This is a genomic window from Bosea sp. RAC05 (assembly GCF_001713455.1).
In the GTDB taxonomy this organism is placed as follows: Bacteria; Pseudomonadota; Alphaproteobacteria; order Rhizobiales; family Beijerinckiaceae; genus Allobosea.
In genome coordinates this window covers 3,467,829-3,489,476 of the sequence record NZ_CP016464.1, presented here as the reverse complement: position 1 = coordinate 3,489,476, position 21,648 = coordinate 3,467,829, and the positions used below count along the sequence as shown (strand labels likewise).

The following is a 21,648-nucleotide window of genomic DNA, read 5'->3' as shown; positions in this document are numbered from 1 at the left end:
GCCGGACCTTCATGGCAGCGACAGCTCCGCGAGCGCGCCCGGCCGCTTCACCTCGATCTCGACGAAGGCGATCGGGTGGTCGGAGCCGTTCATGACGTCATGCTGGATGCCGGCGGGGCGCATATAGGCCTGGCCCTGGGCGAGGGGCACGTCCGTCGTCTTCGTGCCGTCATGGATGCGCAGCGTGCCGGCGACCAGCATCACGACGAAATAGGGCCAGCCATGGCTGTGCCAGCCGGTGACGGCGCCGGGCTCGAAATCCCAGCGGGTGATGCGGAGGGTGTCGTCGTCCTGCTGGACCGTCGGCGAGGCGGGAATCGTGCAGGTGAAGGCCATCCCACTCTCCGCTGCGGCCGGGGCCTCGACGGGCGCGGCCACGCCCTTGACGTTTCCGTTCTGCATCGGTCCGCAGCGCAGGTCGAGGGGCTTTGCGCGCCGCCTGGCCCGCAGGGCGCCTTTCGGCAGAATGCGACTTGCGCGAGAGCCCGTTTCGCCTGCAGATTGCAAGGTGGCACCGATGCGCGACGACCTCCTTGATATATCAAGGGCTCGCGATGCGTCAATCCGGATGGGTGCGCTGGGAGAGGCCGGATGAGCCTGAGGTCCGTCTTGGAAGCCGATGCCTATGACGATCACGGGGCCGCGCCTCAGCCGGCCCTCAGCCTGACCGAGATCGCCTATCGGCGGCTGGAGGAGGCGATCGTGACCCTGTCGCTGCGGCCGGGGGCGGTGCTGACCGAGGCGCAGCTGATCGACATGGTCGGCGTCGGGCGCACGCCGGTGCGCGAGGCCCTGATCCGCCTGGCGCAGCAGGGGCTGGTCGAGGTGCTGCCGCGCAAGGGCGTGGTCGTGGCCGGCATCAACGCCATCGACATCATGGCCGCGCTCGACGCGCGCGAGGTGCTGGAGCGCCTGATCGCCGGGGATGCGGCGCGGCGCGCCAGCCCGCGCGAGCGGATCGGCATCGTCGAGAAGGCGAGGGCGATGCGCGCCGCCGCGCTCGAGGGCGACGCCAACGCCTATATGCGGCTCGACAAGGAACTCGACGCGTAGGTCGCCGCCGCGGCCCGCAGCCCCTATGCGACGCGCGCCGTGGAGCCGCTGCAGGCCCTGATCCGGCGGGCCTGGTACCATTTCGAGCGGCGCGACGATCTGCTGCCGGCGGCGGGCCACCATGTCGCCTTCGCGCAGGCCCTGGCGACGGCCGATCCGGCGGCGGCGATGACGGCGAGCGACGCGCTGATGGCGCATCTGCGCAGCGGGCTGCTCGCGACGATCGACCGCGACTGAGCCGACGCCGGAAGGCCCACCGGGCCGCTTGATATATGTCGGAGGCTAGCCTCCGCCGCGCCTGCGCGCGCGCGTCGCGGGCCACCCAAACTGGCATTCCCGGCCGCGAGGCTCTACATGTCGGGCGTCCCGCCCGTGAAGGGCCCGCCGGATTCCGATGACCGAAGCCCTCCACCCCTTGCCCCGGGCGCTTCCCGAGGCCGCGTCCTTCCGCGATGCGATGGCGCGCGTCGCCAGCGCCGTCCATGTCGTCACGACCCGTGGGCCGGAGGGCCGTGCCGGCCTTACCGCCACGGCGGTCGCCTCCGTCTCGGATTCGCCGCCGACGGTGCTGGTCTGCATCGCCAGGCCGAGCCGGACGCTGGCCGTGATCGAGGCGGCCGGCCTGTTTTGCATCAACACCTTGCCGGGCGATGCGCTCGACCTGGCCGAGATCTTCGCCAGCCGGCGCGGAATCGAGGGCGAGGCGCGCTTCTCCACCCACGACTGGAAGCCGCTCGTCACCGGCGCTCCGGTCCTGTCGGATGCGGTGGCGGCCTTCGACTGCCGGCTCACCGCGATCCACGACGTCGCGACGCACCGCATCCTGATCGGGGAGGTGGTGGGTCTCGGCGGCGCGGCGGCGGCGCCTGGCAGCAGCCTGATCTATCGGCAGCGCAGCTTTCAGGCGGTCTAGCGCCGAGGGAAACGTTGCCGCGAGGGCTCTGGGGTCTGTTTCCCGTCATTGCGAGCGCAGCGAAGCAATCCAGGGGTCATCGCGCACGCGGGTTCTGGATTGCTTCGCTGCGCTCGCAATGACGATAAGGCTCCATGGCCTCAGCCTCTCACCCTTTGGCGGCCTCCGCCTCTATTTCGGCGAAGACGCTCGCAGCTTCCTTGAAGGCGTGGTTGGCGGCCGGCACGCCGGCATAGATCGCCGTCTGCATCAGCACCTCCTTGATGTCGTCGCGGCTCAGGCCATTGTTGAGCGCGCCGCGGACATGGATGCGGAACTCGCCCCAGGCGCCGAGCGAGGCGGCGATCGCCAGCACGATGATCGAGCGCTCGCGCCGGGGCAGGCCCGGCCGGTTCCAGATGTCGTTCCAGGCGGTGCGGGTGATGAACTCCTGCCATTCGCCGTTGAAGTCGGTCAGGCCGGAACTGGCCTTGTCGACATAAGCACCGCCGAGCACGGCGCGGCGTGTGGTCATGCCCTCGGCGTAGCGGGTCTTGTCGTCCATTGGGGGGCTCCTTCAGGCAGGGCTGTCGAAAGGGTGTCAGCCCGTCAGGAAGTCCTGGACGGCCTTTGTGAACGCTTCGGGCTGTTCGAGGTTGGAGAGATGCGCGGCGTCGAGCTCGACCGTGCGGGCGCCTGGGATGGCCTGCGCGATCAGGTGGCCGGCGGCCGGCGGCGTCGCCGGGTCGACCGTGCCGATGACGACGAGGACGGGATTGGTCACGCTGCGGATCGACTCGCGCTGGTCCATGTCGCGGATCGCGGCGCAGCAGGTGGCGTAGCCGATCGCCGGCGTCGTGGTCAGCATCGTGCCGACCCGCGCCACGGTCGCCGGCTCGGCCTCGCGGAAGCGCGGGCTGAACCAGCGTGCGAGCACGCCCTGGACCAGCGCGTCCATGCCCTGGCCGCGCGCCATCGCGATCCGGTCGTCCCAGAGCGAGGGCGGGCCCATATGGGCGGCGGTGTTGGCGAGGACGAGGCGGCCCATGCGCTCGCGGGCATTCGTCGCGAGCCATTGTCCGACCATGCCGCCCTTCGAGACGCCGCACCAATGCGCCTGCGCGATGCCGAAATGGTCGAGGATCGCGAGCGCATCGCGGCCCAGCCGGTCGATCCCGAAGGACGTGTCGGTGGCGACCGAGAGCCCATGCCCGCGCGAATCGTAGCGCAGGACGCGGAAGCGCTTCGACCATTCGGGAATCTGCGGGTCCCACATCGAGAGATTCGTGCCAAGCGAGTTCGACAGCATCAGCACGGGCGCGTCGGCCGGCCCGTCGAAGCGGATGTTGAAGGGCTCGCCCGCTAGGGTTTCGATCGGCATCGGCGTGTCGTTCCTGGTCTCGTGAGCGGGGTTACTGAACGGTGATGGTGCCGTCGGTGGCGATGGTGACGCTGCGGCCCGCCAGCGGGGCCTGGTCGGCTGCGGCCAGGCGCAAGGCCGGCGGCGTCGGCCAGCCCATTTCGCGCGCGACCACAAGCCCCAGCAGCAGGATGGCGTCGGGCGCGTCCATCAGGATCGCAGCGGGCGCCTTGCCGGCGTGGACCAGTTCGAGCAGCACGGCCGAGGCCGAAGACGAGCCGATCGTGCCCGGCAGGGCCAGGATCGTGCCCGCCACGCTAAGCCCGCACTGCGGATGGCGCTGGTCGATGATCCTGCCCGAGCGCGGATCGACGCCGCCCCAGAAGCTGATCGGGGCGGTCAAGGCGAGGCAGGGGCCGGCGGCGGCCGGGCCCGGCAGCAGGATCTGCGTGGTCAGGCCCATGCCCGTTCCTCCCTGACGAGGCGGCCGGCCACCGCGCTCTCGACGCATTCGCCAAGCGAACCATAGGTGACCGCGTAGCCGGTGGTGCCCGGCGCGTAATGGGCGAATTTGCCGGAATTGGTCATCAGCACGGCGCCGGCGATCTCGGGCAGGATCGGCGTAACGACGACGCAGGTGTCGACGACGAAGACCACGCCGGCCTGCTCCAGCGCGGCGCGGCGGCCTTGCGCCTCCAGCGGCTTCAGCACATGGCGGCCGGTGTTGGCGTAGAGCGGTGCGGCGAGCCTGCGGCCGGCGAGCCTGTGCTCGATCTCGTCGATCTCCGGCAGCGACAGATGCGGCGAACCGACCGCCACAGCGTCGATGCGCTCGGTCTGGCCGGCCGTCGAGAGGCCCGCCAGCGCCTTCTGCACGATCGCGGGCGTCAGGATGAGCGTTTCGCGCGGCGGCAGGCCGCCGAGCGCGGTCGCGGCGTCCGGTGCCTCGGGCGTCACGCCCGCGACATGGAACAGGCCGACCCCGCCGGCCGAGGCGGAGGCCGCACCCAGCGCCTTGAGCCGGTCTTCCGTGGTGCAGCCCTGCAGGCCGTCGATGACGGCGATGGACGTGCCGGCGGTGCGGCCGAGCAGGGTGCCGAGCACGGGGTAGAACACGTCCGAGGCGCGTAAATTCCGGCTCAGGCCGGTGGTGTCGATCAGCAGCGTCGCGATGCGGTTCTCCGGGCGGTGGAGCCCGTAATCGGGGGCGACGCCAGCGATGGCGCAGGCGATGTCGAGGAAGTCGCCATAGCGGTTGGTGCGCGCGCCGAGCACCGAATTGCAGAAGACCACCGCATTGGATTCGCCCCAGGCGACGTCCGTGCCCTTGGCCGGCCGGTGCCCGGCCTGATAGGGCGCGCAGGTCCAGGAGGGCTCGCAGCCCATCGCCTCATAGGCGCGCATCATGCGGGCCGCCATGTCGCGCTCATGCGGCGGCAGCCGGATCGCGGCGCAGCCGGCCGGCGCCAGCGCGCCGACATTCAGCGTCGCGCGGACGGCGACGCGGGCGCCGCCCTCGACGAGGCGCTCGGCGAAGAGCGTGCCGGAATCGCCATGGTAAAGCGCGCCGTCGATATGGGCCGACGCCACGGGGATGAGCCGCGGCGCGCCCATCAGCCGGGCGGCCTCCGCGACGATGCGCAGCGCCATGGCGGCGCCGTCCGTACCGCCTGCGACGGCGCGTTGCTGCGGGGTCAGCTCAAGCATGGGGGCTCATGAACTCTCTTTCGGCCTCATAGGCGGCGAGGATGCGGTCGATGATCGCGTCGCTCGCGCCGCGATAGGTCGCGGGATCGAAGAGCGCGTCGAGGTCGGCAGTGGACAGATGCGCGCTGACGGTCGCGTCCTCGGCCAGCAGGTCGCGAAGATGCCGGCCCGAGGCAACGCAGGTGCGGCTGGCCTCTTCGAGCAGATGGTGCGCCGGACCGCGCCCGAGGCTGTCGGCCAGCGCCAGCGAGACGCGCTCGGCCATGACGAGCCCGTTGGTGAGGTCGAGATTGCGGCGCATGGCGTCGGGGAAGACCTGCAGCCCCTCGATCAGCGCCACCGTCTGGCTCAGCGCAGAGCCGGCGGTGAGATGGAGGTCCCGCATCGTCGGCCATTCGGCGTGCCAGCCGCCGAGACCGCGCTCATGCTCTTGCGGCATCGCGGCGAGCATGGTCGCGACGAGGCCCGGCATGCGCTTGGCGGCGGCGAGGATCAGCGTGCAGAGCACCGGATTGCGCTTGTGCGGCATCGCCGAGGAGCCGCCCTTGCCCGGTGCCTCCGGCTCGGCCAGTTCGGCGATCTCGGTCTGCGCCATCAGCGCGACATCCAGCGCGATCTTGCCGAGATGGCCGGTGAGGATGCCGAGCTCGGCCGCGATCCGCACCTGGCGAGCGCGTGCCGTATGCGACGGCGTCATCACCGCCCCGATCGAGGGCATGATCCGTGAGAAGGCCTCTTGAACGGCCGGAGCCCGGTCGCCCAGCGACGCGAGCGTGCCGGCGGCGCCACCGAGTTGATGGGAGGATTGCCCATACAACATGAAGTCGTCGTGCCATGCGACGACGGTATCGAGCCATTGCGCTGCCTTGAGCCCGAAGGGAATCGGCACGGCCTGCTGCAGGAAGGTACGGCCGATCATCGGCGTATGGCGGTGGGCCTTGGCCAGGGCCGCGAGCGCGTGGGCGAGACGCGAGGCACGCTCGAGTAGCACGTCGCCGACGGCACGCTGTTGCTGCGCCGCGCCGGAATCGATCACATCCTGGCTGGTGGCGCCGAAATGCACCCATTTGGCGGACTCGGCGTCGATGGCCGCGACGCGGGCGGTCAGCGCCTTGACCAGGGGAATCGCCGGGTTGCCGGCCAGCGTGGCCGCCTTGCCGATGGCGGCGATGTCGTAGAGCGCGGCATCGCATTGCGCTGCGATGACGGCAACGGCCTGCTGCGGGATCACCCCCACCTCGGCTTCGGCCCGGGCCAGCGCCGCCTCGAAATCCAGCATGCCCTGCAGCGTCGCGCGATCGTCGACGAGCGCCGCCATCTCGCTGTCGACGAAGAGTTCGCCGAAGAGGCCCGCGGGGCTGCCGGTCATGGTGTTGCGGGCGCCATGCGGCGGGCGGATCCGGTCGTCACGCGTCATCCCCTTGTGTCGGCCGCCCTTGTGCCGGTCGGCGCTTTCCGCTCATGGATAGTCGCGGCCGTCTTGGATAGACCCGAGGCGATGCCGGCTGCAACAGGCGCCGGGCGAGCGCCGCACGGATCTGAGGGAGGACCGCCATGGCGATGACGATGAATGGCGAGGTAACGCTGCCGGCCAGCAAGGATGTGGTCTGGGCCAAGCTCAACGATCCCGAGGTGCTGAAGGCCTGCATTCCCGGCTGCGAGCAGCTCAACAAGGACGACGACACGCATTTCTCGGCGGTGGTGAAGGTCAAGCTCGGGCCGGTGAAGGCGAGCTTCAAGGGCAAGGTCGAGCTCGTCGATCTCGACCCGCCCAACGGCTACCGCATCCAGGGCGAGGGCGAGGGCGGTATCGCCGGCTTCGCCAAGGGCGGGGCGAAGGTCGCACTGAGCGACGCCGAGGACGGCCAGACCGTGCTGCGCTACGATGTCGAGGCGCAGGTCGGTGGCAAGCTGATGCAGCTCGGCTCGCGGCTTATCGATTCGGTCTCGAAGAAGCTGGCCGACGAGTTCTTCGCCAATTTCGCCAAGGCGGTCAGCGAGGGCTGAGCGCGCGCCGGCGCGGGCAACCTGCGCTCACGACACCTTGCGCAGCGAGACGAGCGCGGCGCCGACGGTGGCCTCCGCCGCGCCGACCTGCATCGCGATGTCGGCTGCCGCCGCGTTGGCGCGTTCCAGCGCGCGGGCTGTCTCGTCCAGGCTCCGGCTGACGGCGTGGGCCCGCTCGATCGCCCTGTCCGAACTCTGCGCCACGGCGGCAGCGTCCTGCGCGATCGCCGCGGTCACCGCACTCTGCTGCGAGACCGCTTCTGAAATCGCCTGGGAATCCAGCCTGATCTCGCCAATGGTCCCGGCGATCGAGAGGGCGTGAGCGCTGCAGGCCTCGGCGCTCGCGGCCAGTTCCGCGATCTGGCCGGCGATGTCGCCGGTGGCGTTGGCCGTCTGCGTCGCCAGCGACTTCACCTCGGAGGCGACGACGGCGAAGCCGCGGCCGGCTTCCCCGGCGCGGGCCGCCTCGATGGTGGCGTTGAGGGCGAGCAGGTTCGTCTGCGCCGCGATGTCGGCGATCAGGCCGACCACGGTGCCGATGCTCGCGGTCACCTCCTGCAGCCGGGCCACCGCCTGGTTCATCTGCCCGGCATCCGAGACGGCGCGGTGGGCGACGACCAGGCTGGTATGGGCGCGCTTGCCGATCTCGGCGATGTTGGCGGACATTTCCTCGGTCGCGGCGGCCGTCTGCAGCGATTTCTCGCGCACGAGGATCGAGGCGCCGGCGACGTCGCCCAGAACATCCTTGATGAAGCCGGTCGCGCGGGCGGTCTCGCCGGCGGTTGCGACGAACTGATCGACGGCGCCGCCGATGCTGGCCTCGAGCCCGCCCATGCGGTGCCGCAGCGTCTCGGTGGCTTCGTCGACGGCCACCGCCCGGAGGCTGGCCTCGCCGGCGCGTATCTCGTCGCCGATGGTGATGGCGGTGTTGACGTCGAAAACGAGTACGCGCTCGATCACGAACAGGTCCTGCGCGAACAGCCGGGGCCGCAACAGCTGGCGGTACCGCTGCATCCGCCCGAGCTGCTGAAGCAGCGCCATGCCGACCGAGACCCGCGGCTTGGGGCCGATCCCGGCCTGGATCTCGAGGCGGCACAGCGCCTCCGCCGAGGCGACATAGGCCTCGTCGAAACGTCCCTCGAAGAGCAGCCGCAGATGGCGCTTTTCCATCTCGCGCAGTTGCGCATCGACGGGTCCGAGCGTCTTCACCACCTCCGGGCGAATGACCAGAGCACGGTCGAAATCCTGCTCGACGATCGGGCCCGCCAGCTTGGCCGCGGCCGCCGCATAGCGCTGAAGGCGCGCCCGCTCGGGCTTGCCGTAGCCGATGGCGCGCAGGCGGCTGTGAATCTGCTCGGCCGTGGAGAGCGTGGACGCTGTCGGCACCGGCGCGTTTCCCCTTGTTTTGTCGAAACGCTAGTCGCGCATCATTAAAAAACGTGTAATCCGCGGAGTCTGCCACCCCATGGTGTGGTCGGGTTCGCTGCCGTTGCGTGAGCCGGCAAAATGGCGCGAATTCGCGTCGAATCGCAGGCGCCTGCGGCAAGCGCGCCGGCTTGACCGCGCAAAAACGCGGGTCCACACTCGGTTTATAGCTGTTCCAAGGAGAGGCTTGCGGCTGTGCCGCGGGCGGCGATCGCGGCACAGCCACCGGTGATTGTCAGCAGCCGGGCGCCAGACCCGGGCGAAGGAGGAAGACGATGGCGAGCGTATCCATGACGGTGAACGGGAAACCGGTCACCGGGACGATCGATCCGCGCACGCTGCTGGTGCAGTTCCTGCGCGAGAACCTGCGGCTGACCGGCACCCATGTCGGCTGCGACACCAGCCAGTGCGGCGCCTGCGTCGTCCATATCGACGGCAAGGCGGCCAAGGCCTGCACGGTGCTCGCCGTCTCGCTCGAGGGCGCCAGCATCACCACCATCGAGGGGCTGGCCGGCGAGGGCGGGCTGCACCCGATGCAGGAGGCTTTCCGCGAGCATCACGGCCTGCAGTGCGGCTTCTGCACGCCGGGCATGATCATGTCCGCGGTCGACATCGTGAACCGTCGCGGCCACCAGCTCGACGAGAAGACGATCCGCGAGGATCTCGACGGCAACATCTGCCGCTGCACGGGCTACCACAACATCGTCAAGGCCGTCGCGGCCGGCGCCGAGGCCATGGCCGGGCAGGCGATGGACAAGAAGGCGCCGCCGCGCCAGGCCGCCGAGTGAGCCATCGCGCGTGAGAGGACGGGGCTCGCGCCATCCCGCGCGGGCCTTCATCTGAGATCGAGACGTGCCCGTCAGAGGCGCGCTGAGGAGGGACAACACCATGACGGCTACCGGAATCGGCGCCTCGGTGCGGCGCAAGGAAGACCACCGCTTCATCACCGGCCAGGGCCGCTACACCGACGACATCAACCGGCCCGGCCAGGCCCATGCCTATTTCCTGCGCTCGCCACACGCCCATGCCACGATCAAGTCGATCGACGCCAAGGCGGCGGCCGGCATGCCGGGCGTGCTCGGCATCTTCACCGGGGACGACCTCGCCGCCGACAAGGTCGGCGGGCTGATCTGCGGCTGGATGATCCACAACAAGGACGGCTCGCCGATGCGCGCCGGCGCCCATCCCGCGCTTGCCCAGGGCAAGGTCCGCTATGTCGGCGACCATGTCTGCGTGATCGTCGCCGAGACGCTGGCCCAGGCGCGCGACGCCTCGGAAGCGATCGTTGTGGATTACGACGTGCTTCCGGCCGTGGTCGACACCGCCCGCGCGGCGGGCGCCAAGACGGTCGTCCATGCGGAAGCGCCCGACAACACCGTGTTCAACTGGCATCTCGGCAACAAGGACGAGACGGAGGCCGCGTTCCGCGCGGCCAAGCACGTCACCAAGCTCGACATCGTCAACAACCGCCTCGTGCCGAACCCGATGGAGCCGCGCGCGGCGGTGGGCGACTATGAGGCGGGCGAGGGCATCTTCACCCTCTACACCACGAGCCAGAACCCGCATGTGGCGCGGCTCGTGCTGTCGGCCTTTATCGGCATCGCGCCGGAGAACAAGCTGCGGGTGGTGGCGCCGGATGTCGGCGGCGGCTTCGGCTCGAAGATCTTCATCTATGCCGAGGAGACGGTCTGCGTCTGGGCGGCGAAGAAGGTCGGCCGGCCGGTGAAGTGGAACTCCGACCGCACCGAAGCCTTCCTGTCGGACGCGCATGGCCGTGACCACGTCACCCATGCCGAACTCGCCACCGACGCGGACGGGAAGATCACGGCGCTGCGGGTCAAGACCACGGCCAATCTCGGCGCCTACCTCTCGACCTTCTCCTCCTCGGTGCCGACCTATCTCTACGCGCCGCTCCTGTCGGGCTCCTACGACATCCCGGCGATCTATGCCGAGGTCGACGCCGTCTACACCAACACCGCACCCGTCGACGCCTATCGCGGGGCCGGGCGGCCGGAGGCGACCTTCGTGGTCGAACGGCTGGTCGAGGTCGCGGCCCGCGAGCTCGGCAAGGACCCGGCGAAGTTCCGGATGCAGAACTACATCAAGAAGTTCCCGCACCAGACGCCGGTCATCATGATGTATGACGCCGGCAATTACGGCGCGGCGCTGAAGAAGGCGCTCGAGATCATCGACTACAAGGGCATCGGCAAGCGCAAGCGCGAATCCGCCCGCAACGGCAAGCTGCGCGGCATCGGCTTCTCCTCCTATATCGAGGCCTGCGGCATCGCCCCCTCGGCGGCGGTCGGTTCGCTCGGTGCCGGTGTCGGCCTTTGGGAATCGGCCGAGGTTCGGGTCAACCCGGTCGGCACGGTCGAGGTTTTGACCGGCTCGCACAGCCACGGCCAGGGCCATGAGACGACCTTCGCCCAGCTCGTCTCCGGCAAGCTCGGCATCCCGATCGAAAACGTCTCGATCATCCATGGCGACACCGACAAGGTGCAGATGGGCATGGGCACCTATGGCTCGCGCTCGGGTGCGGTCGGCATGTCCGCGATCTTCAAGGCGGTCGACAAGGTCATCGCCAAGGGCAAGAAGGTCGCGGCCTACGTGCTGGAGGCCGACGAGGCCGATATCGACTTCGCGGACGGGCATTTCAGCGTCAAGGGCACCGATCGGAAGCTCGATTTCGGCTCCTGCGCGCTGCAGGCCTATATCGCCCACAAGTTCAACGGGCAGGATCTCGAGCCCGGGCTGAAGGAAGGGGCGTTCTACGACCCGACCAACTTCACCTTCCCGGCGGGCGTCCATATCTGCGAGGTCGAGATCGACCCGCAGACGGGCGTCACCAAGATCGAGCGCTGGGCGGCGGTGGACGATTTCGGCAACGTCATCAACCCGATGATCGTCGAGGGCCAGGTCCATGGCGGCATCGCCCAGGGCGTCGGCCAGGCGCTGCTGGAAGGCGCGAAGTATAACAGCGACGGCCAGCTCGTGACCGCGAGCTTCATGGACTACTGCATGCCGCGCGCCGACGATCTGCCCTCCTTCGAGGTCGGCATGACGGTGACGGCCTGCCCGTCCAACCCGCTCGGCATCAAGGGCTGCGGCGAGGCCGGCGCGATTGCCGCCCCGCCGGCGGTCATCAACGCCATCACCGACGCGCTCGGCCATGAGGACATCGCCATGCCGGCGACGCCCCAGGCGGTCTGGCGCGCGGCGCAGAAGAGCATCACGCGACTGGCTGCCGAGTAACCGATCTTCGTCGTCCCGGTCCTCCGCAGCGATGCGGCCGGGACGACGCCCGCGGATTTCAGCAAGGGATCATACCCATGTACGCCTTCACCTATCACCGCCCCGGCTCGGCCCGTCAGGCCGCCGGCCTGCTCGCCAAGAAGGAGGACGCCAAGATCCTCGCCGGCGGGCACACCCTGCTGCCGACGATGAAGCAGCGGCTGGCCTCGCCCGCCGCGCTCGTCGATCTCGGCGGCTGCGGCGACCTCAAGGGCATCGTCCGCAAGGGCCGCACGCTCCATGTCGGCGCGATGTCGACCCATGCCGAGGTCGCGGCCTCGTCGATCGTGCAGGAGGCGATCCCGGGGCTCGCCTATCTCGCCTCGCATATCGGCGACCCGCATGTGCGCCATCGCGGCACGATCGGCGGCTCCGTCGCCAACAATGATCCCGCCGCCGACTACCCGGCCGCCTGCCTGGCGCTGGGCGCGACGATCGTCACCAACAAGCGCAAGATCGAGGCCGACGACTTCTTCACCGGCCTCTACGAGACGGCGCTGGAAGAGGGCGAGATCATCACCAAGGTGGTGTTCCCGGTCGTCTCCAAGGCGGGCTATGCCAAGTTCCGCAACCCGGCCTCGCGCTATGCGCTGGTCGGCGTCTTCGTCGCCAAGCGCGGCAGCGAGATCCGCGTCGCGGTGACCGGTGCCGGCGAGGGCGGCGTCTTCCGCTGGCCGGAAGCGGAAGCGGCGCTGAAAGCCCGCTTCGCGCCGAAATCGCTCGACGGGCTGAAGGCCTCCGCCGAGGGCATCAATGCCGACATGCATGCCGACGCCGACTACCGCGCCCATCTGATCGGGGTGATGGCGAAGCAGGCGGTCGCGCAGGCGACGGGCAAGTGAGGGCGGTTCAGTAGAAGAACCGCTCCTCGACGATCAGCCCGTCACGCACGGTGTAGAGACCGGCCTCGTCCATCCGGACGCGCTCGCCGGTATCCTTGACCGTCACGTCGATGGAAAAGCGCATGACGAACTGATCGCCGTTGCGATAGGGGCCGAAGGCCTCGGCCGCATGGATTTCGTGAGCGGAATACCACCAGTCGCTCTTGGCCTTGACGGCGGCGCGGCCCTCGACCCGCGCCATGGGGCCGTCCATGGCTTCCAGGCTGACGATGTCGGCGGCGTTGAAGCGCTCGGCGGCGGCCTCGTGCTCGCCGCGCTTGAGCAGGTCGGCAAAGGCGGTGATGGCTTCTGCGTTCGTCATCAATCGTCTCCCTGTCGGGTTTGGGTTATAGGGTCTGGCCATGATGGATCGGCCGCCACGGCGCGGTGATGACAGAGACGCGCGCCAGGATTTGACATGAACGATCGCCGGACTGCCTCGCTTCCGACCTCCATCGACGAGACCCTCGCGCTGCTGCAGGGCGGCGGCTATGTCGCCGACCGGGCGCTGGCGACGGTGCTGTTCCTGGCGCTGCGGATGAAGCGGCCGCTGCTGCTCGAGGGCGAGGCCGGCACCGGCAAGACCGAGATCGCCAAGGTTCTCTCGGCTGCGCTCGGGCGCAAGCTGATCCGGCTGCAATGCTATGAGGGGCTCGACCTCGCCTCGGCCGTCTATGAATGGAACTATGCCGGGCAGATGATGGCGATCCGCCTCGCCGAAGCCGGCGGCGCGAGCGGCGACCGCGAGCGGCTGGAAGGCGACATCTTCTCGGAGCGCTACCTGATCAAGCGGCCGCTGCTGCAGGCGCTCGAGCCGCAGCAGGGCGGGGCGCCGATCCTGCTGATCGACGAACTCGACCGAACCGACGAGGCCTTCGAGGCCTTCCTGCTCGAGGTGCTCGCGGATTCGCAGGTGACGATTCCCGAACTCGGGACCGTGAAGGCGGCCGAGCCACCGATCGTGATCCTGACCTCCAACCGCACGCGCGAGATCCATGACGCGCTGAAGCGGCGCTGCCTCTACCACTGGGTCGGCTATCCCGACGCCGCCCGCGAGCTCGCGATCCTCAAGGCGCGCGCCCCGCACGCGCCGGCCAAGCTGGCGAAGCAGGTCGTCAGCTTCGTGCAGGCGATCCGCAAGGAGGAGCTGTTCAAGGCGCCCGGCGTCGCCGAAACGCTGGACTGGGCGACCGCGCTGGTCGAACTCGACGCGGTCGCGCTCGATCCGGCCCTGGTGTCGGATACGCTGGGGGCCCTGCTCAAGTATCAGGACGATATCCAGGCGATGCAGGGCTCGAAGGTGAAGGAGCTGCTGGACCAGGCGAAAAGCGAGGCCCGTGGCTGAAGCCCTGTCGTCGGCCTGCGGCACATCAAGGACCGCGCAAGGCGCTGCGGATAGACAAGATTGTCCCACAGGGCAGCCAGAGGAGCGACCATGTACAACGATCTCAGGGCCATCGAGGCCGTCACCTGGACCTATCTCAACGGCCTCTACGAGGGCGACGTCGCCAAGCTGGAGCACGCCTTCCATCCGACCTCGGCGCTGACCACGGCGCTGGAGGACGGCACGATCAAGATCGTGCCGCGCGACGAATGGCTGAAGGCGGTGCGCGAGCGGCCCTCGCCGAAGGCGGCGGGCATGGTGCGCGGCGACCATGTCCTGACGATCGACCTCGTCGGGCCGACGCTGGCGCTGGTGAAGGTGAAGTGCCAGATGCCGCCGCGCTATTTCACCGACCTGCTCTCCTTCCTGAAGGTCGATAGCAAGTGGCAGATCGTCCAGAAGGTGTTCATGACCGAGATGGGGCCGTGAGGGAGACCCCACGCCTCTCATGACCGGCAAGCTCCCGGAAAACGTCGCCTATTTCGCCCGCGCCTTGCGGATCGCCGGATTGCGCGTCGGCCCCGGCGCGGTGGTGGAGGCGGTCGAGGCCCTGAGCGAGGGGGCGCTCGGCGGGCGCGAGGACGTCTACTGGGCGCTGCACGCCATCTTCGTGAAGCGTCACGAGGACAGCGCCGTCTACGACCAGGCCTTCCGGCTGTTCTGGCGGCGGCGCAACCTGATCGAGAAGATCATGGCGCAGATGTCGCCGGTCTCGCCCGGTGCCGACTCTGCGCCGCAGAAGGAGGAGGCCGGCGCGCTGCGTGCGGCCGAGGCCTTCGCCCCGCCCAAGCGCGAGGAAGAGGAGGCACCGGTCGAGCTGACCGAGCTGACGGCGCGGCTGACGGTCTCCGACCGCGAGACGCTGAAATCGCGCGACTTCGCCCAGATGAGCGCGGCCGAGATCGCCCGTGCCAAGAAGCTGATCGCCGATCTGCGGCTGCCCGACGACCTCGTCGCGACGCGGCGGTTCGAGGCGGCCGCGCGGGGCGCGCGGATCGACCCGCGCCGGACCTTCCGGCGCTCGCTGCGAGGCGGCGGCGGCAGCATCGAACTCGCCTTCCGGGAGCGGGCGCAGGTGCATCCGCCGATCGTGGCGCTCGTCGACATCTCCGGTTCGATGGCGGAGTACTCGCGCATCTTCCTGCATTTCCTGCATGCGGTGACGGAGAAGCGCCGGCGCGTGCATTCCTTCGTCTTCGGCACGCGGCTGACCAACATCACGCGCTCGCTGCGTGCCCGCGACCCCGACGAGGCACTGGCGCTGGCCGGGAAGGCCGCGCCGGACTGGGAGGGCGGCACGCGCATCTCGACGGCGCTGCACGCCTTCAACCGGGTCTGGTCGCGCCGGGTGCTCGGGGGCGGGGCGATCGTGCTGCTCTTCACCGACGGGCTGGAGCGCCATCTCGACGGGGAGCTGCCCTTCGAGATGGACCGGCTGCACCGCTCGTGCCGGCAGCTGGTCTGGCTCAACCCGCTGCTGCGCTTCGACGGGTTCGAGGCGCGCGCCAGCGGCATCCGCGCGATGCTGCCGTATGTCGATTCCTTCCGGCCGATCCACAATCTCGCGGCCATGGCCGATCTCTGCGCGGCGCTGTCGCCGGAGGCGGAGCGGGCGAGCGATCCGCGGGCCTGGCTCAGGCGAGCGGGCTAGCCGGCGGAGACCGGGTGCTCGAAGCGCCCGTGCTTCAGGAAATGCCGGACCTGCGCGATCGCCTCGGGATTGTTCATGATCAGCGTATGGGTGCCGTGGATGACGATGTGGTCGGCCATGCCGGCGACACGGGTGCGCTCGACCGAGACGCGCCCGTCATTGGCGCCTGGCAGCAGGAGCCAGCCCACCGGATCGAGCGAGCGGTCGCCGGCGATGACGCCGAGCGGATAATCGACTGTGCCCAGGACCTCGCAGAGCGCCTCCGACCGCTTCGTCACCAGCTCCGCCCCGGCCGGGCCGAAGAAGGCGCGATAGAGCACGTTGCCGCCGAGCAGATCGGCGATCTCGCTGCCCTCGTTGGGCGGCGCCAGCATCACGACATGGCCGAGCCGCGCCGGGCGATGGCGCGCGATGAAGGCGCGGGCGACGAGGCCGCCCATCGAATGGGTGACGAAATGGAGCCGGCCGGAGCAGCTCTCCGCAAAGCGCGCGATCTCTGCCTGCAAGGCCTCGACGATCTCGGCGATGCAGCGGCTGCGGGCCGGATAGTCGAGGTTGAGCGTCGCATAGCCATCGGCGCGAAGCGCCTTTTCGAGAACCGCCAGAGAGCTGGCGCTGCGCGCGATGCCGTGCAGAAAGATGATGCCGTCCATGCCGTGCCGATCCCCCGGGCGAGGGATAGCCGCCATGGCGCCCGAGGTCGAGGCGCCATCCCGCTTTTGCGTCTTCGCAGGCTCGCAAGCCGGCGCGCCCATGCTTAAGTTGACGCGCCTGCGGTGACGATGGCGACTGAGATGAGACAGGGCGCGGTCCGGCTGTTGTCGCCGCGCCCGAAGAGGACCCGACGGACATGATCAGCACCGACACCGACATCCTCGCCACCGCCGAGGCCTGGGCACGCGACGGCCGCTCGGTCGCGCTCGCCACCGTAATCGAGACCTGGGGTTCGGCGCCGCGGCCGGTCGGCTCGCATCTCGTCATCGACGCCGACGGGAATTTCCAGGGCTCGGTCTCGGGCGGCTGCGTCGAGGGCGCGGTGGTCGAGGAGGCGGTCGATGTGATCGCACAGGGACAGCCGCGCACGCTCGAATTCGGCGTTGCCGACGAGACGGCCTGGAAGGTCGGGCTCTCCTGCGGCGGACGCATCCGGGTTTATGTCGAGCGGATCTCGACCGAGACGGTGAACTGATGGCCTCCTGGGATACGCTGCTGGCCTTCGCGACGCTGACGATCCTCGTCGCCTATTTCCCCGGACCGGCGCTGCTCTACACGGCGGCGCAGACGATCTCGCATGGCCGCAAGGCCGGCTTCATGGCGATGCTCGGCATCCATCTCGGCTGCTACCTGCATGTCTTCGCCGCCGCCTTCGGCCTCTCGGCGGTGTTCAAGCACGTGCCGGAGCTCTATTTCGCGGTGAAGATGGCCGGCGCCTTCTATCTCGTCTGGCTCGGCATCGGCATGATCCGCTCGCGGCTAGCCGCGCAGGACGCGCCGGCTGTCCCGCCCAAGACCGTCAAGCGCGCCCTGATCGATTCCCTGATCGTCGAGGTGCTGAACCCCAAGGTGGCGCTGTTCTTCATCGCGCTGCTGCCGCAATTCGTCGATCCGGCGGGGTCGCTGCCGGTCTGGGTGCAGTTCCTGATCCTCGGCACCATCGTCAACTTCGCCTTCTCCTCGGCCGATTTCGTCACCGTGCTGGGCGCTTCCGCCGTCATGCGGCGGATGAAGCAGACGAAGGCCGGCTTCGCGCTGGGCCGCTGGATCGGCGGCTCGCTGATGATCGGGCTCGGCCTGAAGCTCGCGACGGACAAGGGCTGAAGCGATGGATCTTGCGACACTGGCGGTGCTGAACACCGAGCGCGCGGCGCGGCGCGCCACCATCCTGGTCACGGATGTCGAGAGCGGGGCGCAGCGCCTCGTCAAGGCCGCCGATCTCGCAGCCGATTCCCTTGCGGACGCGCTGGAGAAGCAGCTGCGCATGGGCAAGAGCGCGCTGGTCGCGGCGGACGGGAAGGCGTTCTTCCTGACCGTGCAGGCGCCGCCGCCGCGCGTCATCGTCACCGGGGCGGTCCACATCTCGCAGGCGATGGCGCCGATGGCCAAGCTGCTCGATCTCGACCTCGTCATCGTCGATCCGCGCACGGCCTTCGCCACGCCGGAGCGCTTTCCCGGCGTGCGGCTGCTGACCGACTGGCCGGATGAGGCGCTGGCGAGCCTGGGGCTCGACGGCTACACGGCCTTCGTCGCGTTGACGCATGATCCCAAGATCGATGATCCGGCGCTGGAGGCGGCGCTGCGCTCGGACTGCTTCTATATCGGCGCGCTCGGCAGCCGGAAGACTCATGGGCGCCGCATCGAGCGCCTCGTGGCTGCGGGTTTCGACGAGACCGCGACGCAGCGCATCCACGCGCCGATCGGGCTCGACATCGGCGCCGTCTCGCCGGCCGAGATCGCGCTCGCGATCCTCGGCGAGATCGTCTCGACGCTGCGCGGACCGCGCCGGGCGCCGGCATGAAATTCGGCCCCGTTCCCGTCACTGATGCGGAAGGCTGCATCGCCGCCCATACGGTCCGCGCCGGCGGCCTCGTCGTGAAGAAGGGGGCGACGCTGACGGCGGCCGATGTCTCCCAGCTCGCCGAGGCGGGGCTCGCCGAACTCGTCGCGGTGCGGCTGGAGGCCGGCGACATCGGCGAGAACGAGGCCGCGACGCGGCTGGCGACCGCACTGGCCGGGCGCGGCATCGTCACCGAGGCTGCCTTCACCGGCCGGGTCAACCTCTTCGCCGCGGCGGCGGGCGTGCTCACCATCGATTTGGCTGCGATCGACGGGCTCAACCGGATCGACGAGGCCATCACGGTGGCGACGCTTCCAGCCATGAAGGCGGTCGTCGCGGGCGAGATGGTCGGCACGGTCAAGATCATTCCCTATGGCCTGCCCGCCATGCAGGTCGAGCAGGCGCTGGCCGCGCTGGAGGGGCTGAGGCCGCTGGCGGTCGCGCCCTACAGGCCGCTGCGCGTGGCCGTGATCTCGACGCTTTTGCCGGGGCTGAAGCCCTCCGTCGTCGACAAGACGCTGCGGGTGATGAGCGAGCGGCTCGCGCCGGCGCAGGCGACGGTCGCGGCCGACCGCCGCGTGCCGCATCAGGAGGCGCCGCTGGCGCAGGAGATCGCGGCGCAGGCCGATGCGGCCGACCTCGTCGTCGTGTTCGGGGCGTCCGCGATCACCGACCGGCGCGACGTCATCCCGCAGGCCCTGCTGGCGGCGGGTGGGCGGATCGAGCATCTGGGCATGCCGGTCGATCCCGGCAATCTGCTGCTGATCGGCGAGATCGGTGGCAAGCCCGTGATCGGCGCGCCGGGCTGCGCGCGCTCGCCGAAGGAAAACGGCTTCGACTGGGTGCTGCAGCGCTGCCTGGCCGGCATTCCCGTCGAGCGCGCCGACATCCAGCGCATGGGCGTCGGCGGGCTGCTGATGGAAATCGTCTCGCGGCCGCAGCCGCGGGCGCCGGCCCTGCTGGAGGCCGCGCCGGTCGCCGGGCTGGTGCTGGCGGCGGGCCGCTCGACCCGGATGGGCGCGCGCAATAAGCTGCTGGAGGCGGTTCGTGGCCAGCCGATGCTGCGCCATGCCGTCGAGGCGCAGCTCGCCTCGGTCGCCAGCCCTGTGATCGTCGTCACCGGGCATCAGCGGGAGGAGGTCGCGGCGGCGCTCGCCGGGCTCGATGTCACGCTCATCCATAATCCCGATTTCGCCAGCGGGCTCGCCAGCTCGGTCCGCGTCGGTCTCGCTGCGCTGCCGGAGGCGGCGGCGGGCGTCGTGGTCTCGCTCGGTGACATGCCGAACGTGACCCCGCAGGTGATCGACCGCCTCGCGCAGGTCTTCGCCGAACAGACCGAGGCGAAGGCCGTCGTGCCGACGCTGCTGGGCCAGCGCGGGAACCCGGTGCTGCTGGCGCGTGCCCTGTTTGCGGAGGTGGCCCAGCTCACCGGAGACCAGGGGGCGCGCCGCCTGCTCGACGCGGCAGGCGAGCAGATCGTCGAGGTGCCGCTCGACGACCCCGCCATCGCGCTCGACATCGACACGCCCGAGGCGCTCGCGGCCATGGGTCGCGTGGAGGCCTGAGGACGCACAGGCTGTGGCTGCCGGGGGAGCGCTGCCGGGAGCCAAAGCCTCGACCGCTGCCTTGCGGGCCCGCGTTTGGAGGACGCGACTTCGCCCTAAGCGAGGTCGCGCCGGCCGTCGCTCTCTGATCCTGCCTGCGGCTTGCGCTCCCGCCGGCAGCGCTCGGAGCAGTATTTCACCTCGTCCCAGACCCGCGCCCATTTCTTGCGCCAGGCGAAGGGGCGGCCGCAGGCCAGACAGGGCTTCTGGGGCAGATCTCCCTTGCGGATCGGCTTGGGCATGGGGCGATGTTCCGGCTGCGCTGGTCCAGAGGGGACTGCACGGACGTATACGCTGCGACGAGTCTTCTGGAGCAGCGGCATGAGCGACACGATCCTGATCTATGGCGGCAGCGGCGGCATCGGCTCCGCCGTGGCGCGCGCCGTCCGGGCCAAGGGGCTCGGCGTGCATCTGGTCGGTCGCGACGCCGCCCGGCTCGAGGCTCTGGCCGGCGAACTCGGCTGCGGTTTCACGGCCGGCGATGTCGGCGAGACCGAGACCTTTGCCCGGGCGACGCAGGAGGCTTCGGGCGGCGGCGCGCTGAAGGGGTTGGTCTATGCCGTCGGCACCATCAACCTGAAGCCGGTCGCGCGCCTGACAGAGGCCGATTTCCTCAAGGATTTCAGCGTCAACGCGCTTGGCGCTGTGAAAGCGATTCAAGCCGCCCTGCCGCATCTCAAGCAGGCGCAGGGGACGGCCGGGATCGTGCTGTTCTCGACGGTGGCGGTCGCCCAGGGCTTCGCGGCGCATGCCTCGGTCGCGATGGCGAAGGGCGCCATCGAGGGGCTGACGCTGGCGCTCGCGGCCGAGCTGGCGCCGCGCATCCGGGTGAACTGCATCGCGCCGTCGCTGACGCGCACCCCGCTCGCCGCCGCGCTCACCGGCAACGAGGCGATGGCGAAGGCGATCGCGGATCTGCACCCGCTGCAGCGGCTCGGCGAGCCGGAGGATATCGCGCCGCTCGCCGCCCTGCTCGTGAGCGACGAGGCGTCCTGGATCACCGGCCAGATCGTCGGGGTGGATGGCGGGCGCTCGACGTTGCGGACGAAGGGCTGACGGCCGCGAGGCGGGGCGTGCCTCAGCGCAGCCAGTGGACGCCGAGCGTGGCATAGGCTTCGGACGGGCGGTCGCTCGTGCGTTGCCAGCCACCCGAGAGGCGCCAGACGACGCCGAAGAGGCGCAAGCCCGTCAGGTGCAGGCCGAGCCTGAGCTTGGTGTAGTCGCCGGCGCGGTAGGCCTCGACCTCCGGCCCGGCATAGACATCCTGCGACAGCCAGCCCCTCGGCAACAGCCAGCCGGGCGCGGCGCGGCCCCAGCGCCTGTGGTCGAGCGTCGAGGCATAGGCGCTGGCGTGCAGCATCATGCCCGGCATCGGCGTCATCCAGAGGTCGCCCTGGAGTCTGGCGCCGTAGCGGTTGCGGTAGAGGATGCCGTTGCGCCATTCGCGGTACTCGCCCTCATGGTCCGAGCCGGCGTAGAGCGACAGGAACGCGTCCCCGATGCGCCATTCATAGCCGATCAGCGCCTGCGACTCGGTCTTGTAGGCAAGGCCGTGCGGGCGCTCGCGCCGCGCCTGCTCCTGGGCGCCGCCGACCTTGAGCAGCGCGCGCACGCCGCTGCCGGCGAGGGCGCCGGTCAGCGCGGTCTTCAGGCCGAGCGAGACGAAGGTCTTGGCCGGGCCGGCCTCGAGCGAGCCGAACAGGACGGTGGCGAGGGCAGCGCGCTCCTCGGCCTCCGCTTCGGTCTCGGCCTCCTGGGCGAAAGCGCTTCCGGCCGGAGCCGCCGTCAGGACGGCGGCCAGCATCGCGCTCCCCGCGATCGACCCTCCATACGCCACGC

At 69.8% G+C, this 21,648-nt stretch carries 24 protein-coding genes and 1 pseudogene; 14 read left to right on the top strand and 11 right to left on the bottom strand.

Annotated features, from left to right (window positions below):
- Positions 1-9: 9 nt before the first annotated feature.
- Positions 10-336: a cupin domain-containing protein gene (locus tag BSY19_RS20030; RefSeq protein WP_069057265.1), complete on the bottom strand. Its 327-nt coding sequence runs from the start codon at positions 334-336 to the stop codon at positions 10-12.
- A gap of 255 nt (positions 337-591) precedes the next feature.
- Between BSY19_RS20030 and BSY19_RS27120 the strand changes: the two are divergent.
- Together BSY19_RS27120 and BSY19_RS20020 are read left to right on the top strand one after the other, a co-directional pair.
- Positions 592-1,290 (top strand): annotated as a pseudogene (locus BSY19_RS27120) (GntR family transcriptional regulator).
- A gap of 157 nt (positions 1,291-1,447) precedes the next feature.
- Positions 1,448-1,966 carry a flavin reductase family protein gene (locus BSY19_RS20020; protein WP_069055670.1) on the top strand — a complete coding sequence of 173 codons (519 nt, stop codon included), beginning with the start codon at positions 1,448-1,450 and terminating at the stop codon, positions 1,964-1,966.
- Between the two features lie 148 nt (positions 1,967-2,114).
- Here BSY19_RS20020 and pcaC read toward each other — a convergent pair whose 3' ends face one another.
- From pcaC to pcaB, 5 genes are read right to left on the bottom strand one after another with little or no spacing between them, the layout of a single operon-like run.
- Positions 2,115-2,510 (bottom strand): 4-carboxymuconolactone decarboxylase, encoded by a 396-nt coding sequence (pcaC, locus tag BSY19_RS20015; protein ID WP_069055669.1) that lies wholly within the window; start codon positions 2,508-2,510, stop codon positions 2,115-2,117.
- Between the two features lie 36 nt (positions 2,511-2,546).
- Positions 2,547-3,326: a 3-oxoadipate enol-lactonase gene (gene pcaD / locus BSY19_RS20010; protein WP_069055668.1), complete on the bottom strand. Its 780-nt coding sequence runs from the start codon at positions 3,324-3,326 to the stop codon at positions 2,547-2,549.
- 31 nt (positions 3,327-3,357) lie between these two features.
- On the bottom strand, positions 3,358-3,768 hold the full coding sequence (locus BSY19_RS20005) for an aconitase X swivel domain-containing protein (protein WP_069055667.1): 411 nt from the start codon (positions 3,766-3,768) through the stop codon (positions 3,358-3,360).
- The gene (locus BSY19_RS20000) at positions 3,759-5,012 is read right to left on the bottom strand and encodes an aconitase X (protein ID WP_083247722.1); all 1,254 of its coding nucleotides are present in this window, start codon (positions 5,010-5,012) and stop codon (positions 3,759-3,761) included. The genes BSY19_RS20005 and BSY19_RS20000 overlap by 10 nt, the downstream gene beginning before the upstream one ends.
- A complete protein-coding gene (gene pcaB / locus BSY19_RS19995) occupies positions 5,005-6,429 on the bottom strand; it encodes a 3-carboxy-cis,cis-muconate cycloisomerase (protein WP_236840415.1) in 1,425 nt (474 codons plus the stop codon). Before pcaB ends, BSY19_RS20000 begins: the two co-directional genes overlap by 8 nt.
- Positions 6,430-6,566: 137 nt before the next feature.
- Here pcaB and BSY19_RS19990 point away from each other — a divergent pair, with 137 nt between their 5' ends.
- Positions 6,567-7,019 (top strand): CoxG family protein, encoded by a 453-nt coding sequence (locus BSY19_RS19990; protein ID WP_069055666.1) that lies wholly within the window; start codon positions 6,567-6,569, stop codon positions 7,017-7,019.
- Positions 7,020-7,046: 27 nt separating this feature from the next.
- Here BSY19_RS19990 and BSY19_RS28200 read toward each other — a convergent pair whose 3' ends face one another.
- A complete protein-coding gene (locus tag BSY19_RS28200; RefSeq protein ID WP_069055665.1) occupies positions 7,047-8,405 on the bottom strand; it encodes a methyl-accepting chemotaxis protein in 1,359 nt (452 codons plus the stop codon).
- A gap of 314 nt (positions 8,406-8,719) precedes the next feature.
- On the opposite strand from BSY19_RS28200, the gene BSY19_RS19980 reads away from it, so the two are divergent.
- The 3 genes from BSY19_RS19980 to BSY19_RS19970 all read left to right on the top strand — a co-directional run bounded on the left by BSY19_RS19980 (position 8,720) and on the right by BSY19_RS19970 (position 12,577).
- Entirely contained in the window at positions 8,720-9,232 is a 513-nt protein-coding gene (locus tag BSY19_RS19980) for a (2Fe-2S)-binding protein (RefSeq protein ID WP_069055664.1), read from the top strand.
- Between the two features lie 100 nt (positions 9,233-9,332).
- Positions 9,333-11,696: a xanthine dehydrogenase family protein molybdopterin-binding subunit gene (locus tag BSY19_RS19975; protein WP_069055663.1), complete on the top strand. Its 2,364-nt coding sequence runs from the start codon at positions 9,333-9,335 to the stop codon at positions 11,694-11,696.
- Positions 11,697-11,773: 77 nt separating this feature from the next.
- Complete coding sequence (locus tag BSY19_RS19970) at positions 11,774-12,577, top strand: FAD binding domain-containing protein (RefSeq protein ID WP_069055662.1); 804 nt, start codon at positions 11,774-11,776, stop codon at positions 12,575-12,577.
- Between the two features lie 7 nt (positions 12,578-12,584).
- Here BSY19_RS19970 and BSY19_RS19965 read toward each other — a convergent pair whose 3' ends face one another.
- The gene (locus BSY19_RS19965; protein ID WP_069055661.1) at positions 12,585-12,938 is read right to left on the bottom strand and encodes a nuclear transport factor 2 family protein; all 354 of its coding nucleotides are present in this window, start codon (positions 12,936-12,938) and stop codon (positions 12,585-12,587) included.
- Between the two features lie 96 nt (positions 12,939-13,034).
- Between BSY19_RS19965 and BSY19_RS19960 the strand changes: the two genes are divergently transcribed.
- From BSY19_RS19960 to BSY19_RS19950, 3 genes are all read left to right on the top strand, one after another.
- Positions 13,035-13,961, top strand: a complete 927-nt coding sequence (locus tag BSY19_RS19960; protein ID WP_069055660.1) for an AAA family ATPase — start codon at positions 13,035-13,037, stop codon at positions 13,959-13,961.
- 90 nt (positions 13,962-14,051) lie between these two features.
- Positions 14,052-14,429: a nuclear transport factor 2 family protein gene (locus BSY19_RS19955; protein WP_069055659.1), complete on the top strand. Its 378-nt coding sequence runs from the start codon at positions 14,052-14,054 to the stop codon at positions 14,427-14,429.
- Positions 14,430-14,448: 19 nt separating this feature from the next.
- Entirely contained in the window at positions 14,449-15,651 is a 1,203-nt protein-coding gene (locus tag BSY19_RS19950) for a vWA domain-containing protein (RefSeq protein ID WP_069055658.1), read from the top strand.
- Here BSY19_RS19950 and BSY19_RS19945 read toward each other — a convergent pair.
- Complete coding sequence (locus BSY19_RS19945; protein ID WP_236840414.1) at positions 15,648-16,304, bottom strand: alpha/beta fold hydrolase; 657 nt, start codon at positions 16,302-16,304, stop codon at positions 15,648-15,650. The two genes, BSY19_RS19950 and BSY19_RS19945, sit on opposite strands and share 4 nt — an antisense overlap.
- 197 nt (positions 16,305-16,501) lie before the next feature.
- On the opposite strand from BSY19_RS19945, the gene BSY19_RS19940 reads away from it, so the two are divergent.
- From BSY19_RS19940 to BSY19_RS19925, 4 genes are read left to right on the top strand one after another with little or no spacing between them, the layout of a single operon-like run.
- Positions 16,502-16,840 carry an XdhC family protein gene (locus BSY19_RS19940; protein WP_069055657.1) on the top strand — a complete coding sequence of 113 codons (339 nt, stop codon included), beginning with the start codon at positions 16,502-16,504 and terminating at the stop codon, positions 16,838-16,840.
- A complete protein-coding gene (locus tag BSY19_RS19935; RefSeq protein WP_069055656.1) occupies positions 16,840-17,469 on the top strand; it encodes a LysE family translocator in 630 nt (209 codons plus the stop codon). The genes BSY19_RS19940 and BSY19_RS19935 overlap by 1 nt, the downstream gene beginning before the upstream one ends.
- A 4-nt stretch (positions 17,470-17,473) precedes the next feature.
- On the top strand, positions 17,474-18,166 hold the full coding sequence (locus BSY19_RS19930) for an XdhC family protein (RefSeq protein WP_069055655.1): 693 nt from the start codon (positions 17,474-17,476) through the stop codon (positions 18,164-18,166).
- The gene (locus BSY19_RS19925; protein WP_069055654.1) at positions 18,163-19,770 is read left to right on the top strand and encodes an NTP transferase domain-containing protein; all 1,608 of its coding nucleotides are present in this window, start codon (positions 18,163-18,165) and stop codon (positions 19,768-19,770) included. Before BSY19_RS19930 ends, BSY19_RS19925 begins: the two co-directional genes overlap by 4 nt.
- A 95-nt stretch (positions 19,771-19,865) precedes the next feature.
- Here the strand turns inward: BSY19_RS19925 and BSY19_RS19920 are convergent, their stop codons facing one another.
- Positions 19,866-20,051 carry a DUF2256 domain-containing protein gene (locus tag BSY19_RS19920; RefSeq protein WP_069055653.1) on the bottom strand — a complete coding sequence of 62 codons (186 nt, stop codon included), beginning with the start codon at positions 20,049-20,051 and terminating at the stop codon, positions 19,866-19,868.
- 79 nt (positions 20,052-20,130) lie between these two features.
- On the opposite strand from BSY19_RS19920, the gene BSY19_RS19915 reads away from it, so the two are divergent.
- Complete coding sequence (locus tag BSY19_RS19915) at positions 20,131-20,865, top strand: SDR family NAD(P)-dependent oxidoreductase (RefSeq protein WP_069055652.1); 735 nt, start codon at positions 20,131-20,133, stop codon at positions 20,863-20,865.
- A 22-nt stretch (positions 20,866-20,887) separates the two neighbouring features.
- On the opposite strand, the gene bcsS is transcribed toward BSY19_RS19915, so the two are convergent.
- Positions 20,888-21,613 carry a cellulose biosynthesis protein BcsS gene (bcsS, locus tag BSY19_RS19910; RefSeq protein ID WP_069055651.1) on the bottom strand — a complete coding sequence of 242 codons (726 nt, stop codon included), beginning with the start codon at positions 21,611-21,613 and terminating at the stop codon, positions 20,888-20,890.
- Positions 21,614-21,648: the final 35 nt, after the last annotated feature.

Bases quoted from the DNA above. Each gene is read 5' to 3' on its own strand.
- BSY19_RS20030 (WP_069057265.1), bottom strand. From the start codon at position 336: ATGGCCTTCACCTGCACGATTCCCGCCTCGCCGACGGTCCAGCAGGAC.
- BSY19_RS20020 (WP_069055670.1), top strand. From the start codon at position 1,448: ATGACCGAAGCCCTCCACCCCTTGCCCCGGGCGCTTCCCGAGGCCGCG.
- pcaC (WP_069055669.1), bottom strand. From the start codon at position 2,510: ATGGACGACAAGACCCGCTACGCCGAGGGCATGACCACACGCCGCGCC.
- pcaD (WP_069055668.1), bottom strand. From the start codon at position 3,326: ATGCCGATCGAAACCCTAGCGGGCGAGCCCTTCAACATCCGCTTCGAC.
- BSY19_RS20005 (WP_069055667.1), bottom strand. From the start codon at position 3,768: ATGGGCCTGACCACGCAGATCCTGCTGCCGGGCCCGGCCGCCGCCGGC.
- BSY19_RS20000 (WP_083247722.1), bottom strand. From the start codon at position 5,012: ATGCTTGAGCTGACCCCGCAGCAACGCGCCGTCGCAGGCGGTACGGAC.
- pcaB (WP_236840415.1), bottom strand. From the start codon at position 6,429: ATGACGCGTGACGACCGGATCCGCCCGCCGCATGGCGCCCGCAACACC.
- BSY19_RS19990 (WP_069055666.1), top strand. From the start codon at position 6,567: ATGGCGATGACGATGAATGGCGAGGTAACGCTGCCGGCCAGCAAGGAT.
- BSY19_RS19980 (WP_069055664.1), top strand. From the start codon at position 8,720: ATGGCGAGCGTATCCATGACGGTGAACGGGAAACCGGTCACCGGGACG.
- BSY19_RS19975 (WP_069055663.1), top strand. From the start codon at position 9,333: ATGACGGCTACCGGAATCGGCGCCTCGGTGCGGCGCAAGGAAGACCAC.
- BSY19_RS19970 (WP_069055662.1), top strand. From the start codon at position 11,774: ATGTACGCCTTCACCTATCACCGCCCCGGCTCGGCCCGTCAGGCCGCC.
- BSY19_RS19965 (WP_069055661.1), bottom strand. From the start codon at position 12,938: ATGACGAACGCAGAAGCCATCACCGCCTTTGCCGACCTGCTCAAGCGC.
- BSY19_RS19960 (WP_069055660.1), top strand. From the start codon at position 13,035: ATGAACGATCGCCGGACTGCCTCGCTTCCGACCTCCATCGACGAGACC.
- BSY19_RS19955 (WP_069055659.1), top strand. From the start codon at position 14,052: ATGTACAACGATCTCAGGGCCATCGAGGCCGTCACCTGGACCTATCTC.
- BSY19_RS19950 (WP_069055658.1), top strand. From the start codon at position 14,449: ATGACCGGCAAGCTCCCGGAAAACGTCGCCTATTTCGCCCGCGCCTTG.
- BSY19_RS19945 (WP_236840414.1), bottom strand. From the start codon at position 16,304: ATGGACGGCATCATCTTTCTGCACGGCATCGCGCGCAGCGCCAGCTCT.
- BSY19_RS19940 (WP_069055657.1), top strand. From the start codon at position 16,502: ATGATCAGCACCGACACCGACATCCTCGCCACCGCCGAGGCCTGGGCA.
- BSY19_RS19935 (WP_069055656.1), top strand. From the start codon at position 16,840: ATGGCCTCCTGGGATACGCTGCTGGCCTTCGCGACGCTGACGATCCTC.
- BSY19_RS19930 (WP_069055655.1), top strand. From the start codon at position 17,474: ATGGATCTTGCGACACTGGCGGTGCTGAACACCGAGCGCGCGGCGCGG.
- BSY19_RS19925 (WP_069055654.1), top strand. From the start codon at position 18,163: ATGAAATTCGGCCCCGTTCCCGTCACTGATGCGGAAGGCTGCATCGCC.
- BSY19_RS19920 (WP_069055653.1), bottom strand. From the start codon at position 20,051: ATGCCCAAGCCGATCCGCAAGGGAGATCTGCCCCAGAAGCCCTGTCTG.
- BSY19_RS19915 (WP_069055652.1), top strand. From the start codon at position 20,131: ATGAGCGACACGATCCTGATCTATGGCGGCAGCGGCGGCATCGGCTCC.
- bcsS (WP_069055651.1), bottom strand. From the start codon at position 21,613: ATGCTGGCCGCCGTCCTGACGGCGGCTCCGGCCGGAAGCGCTTTCGCC.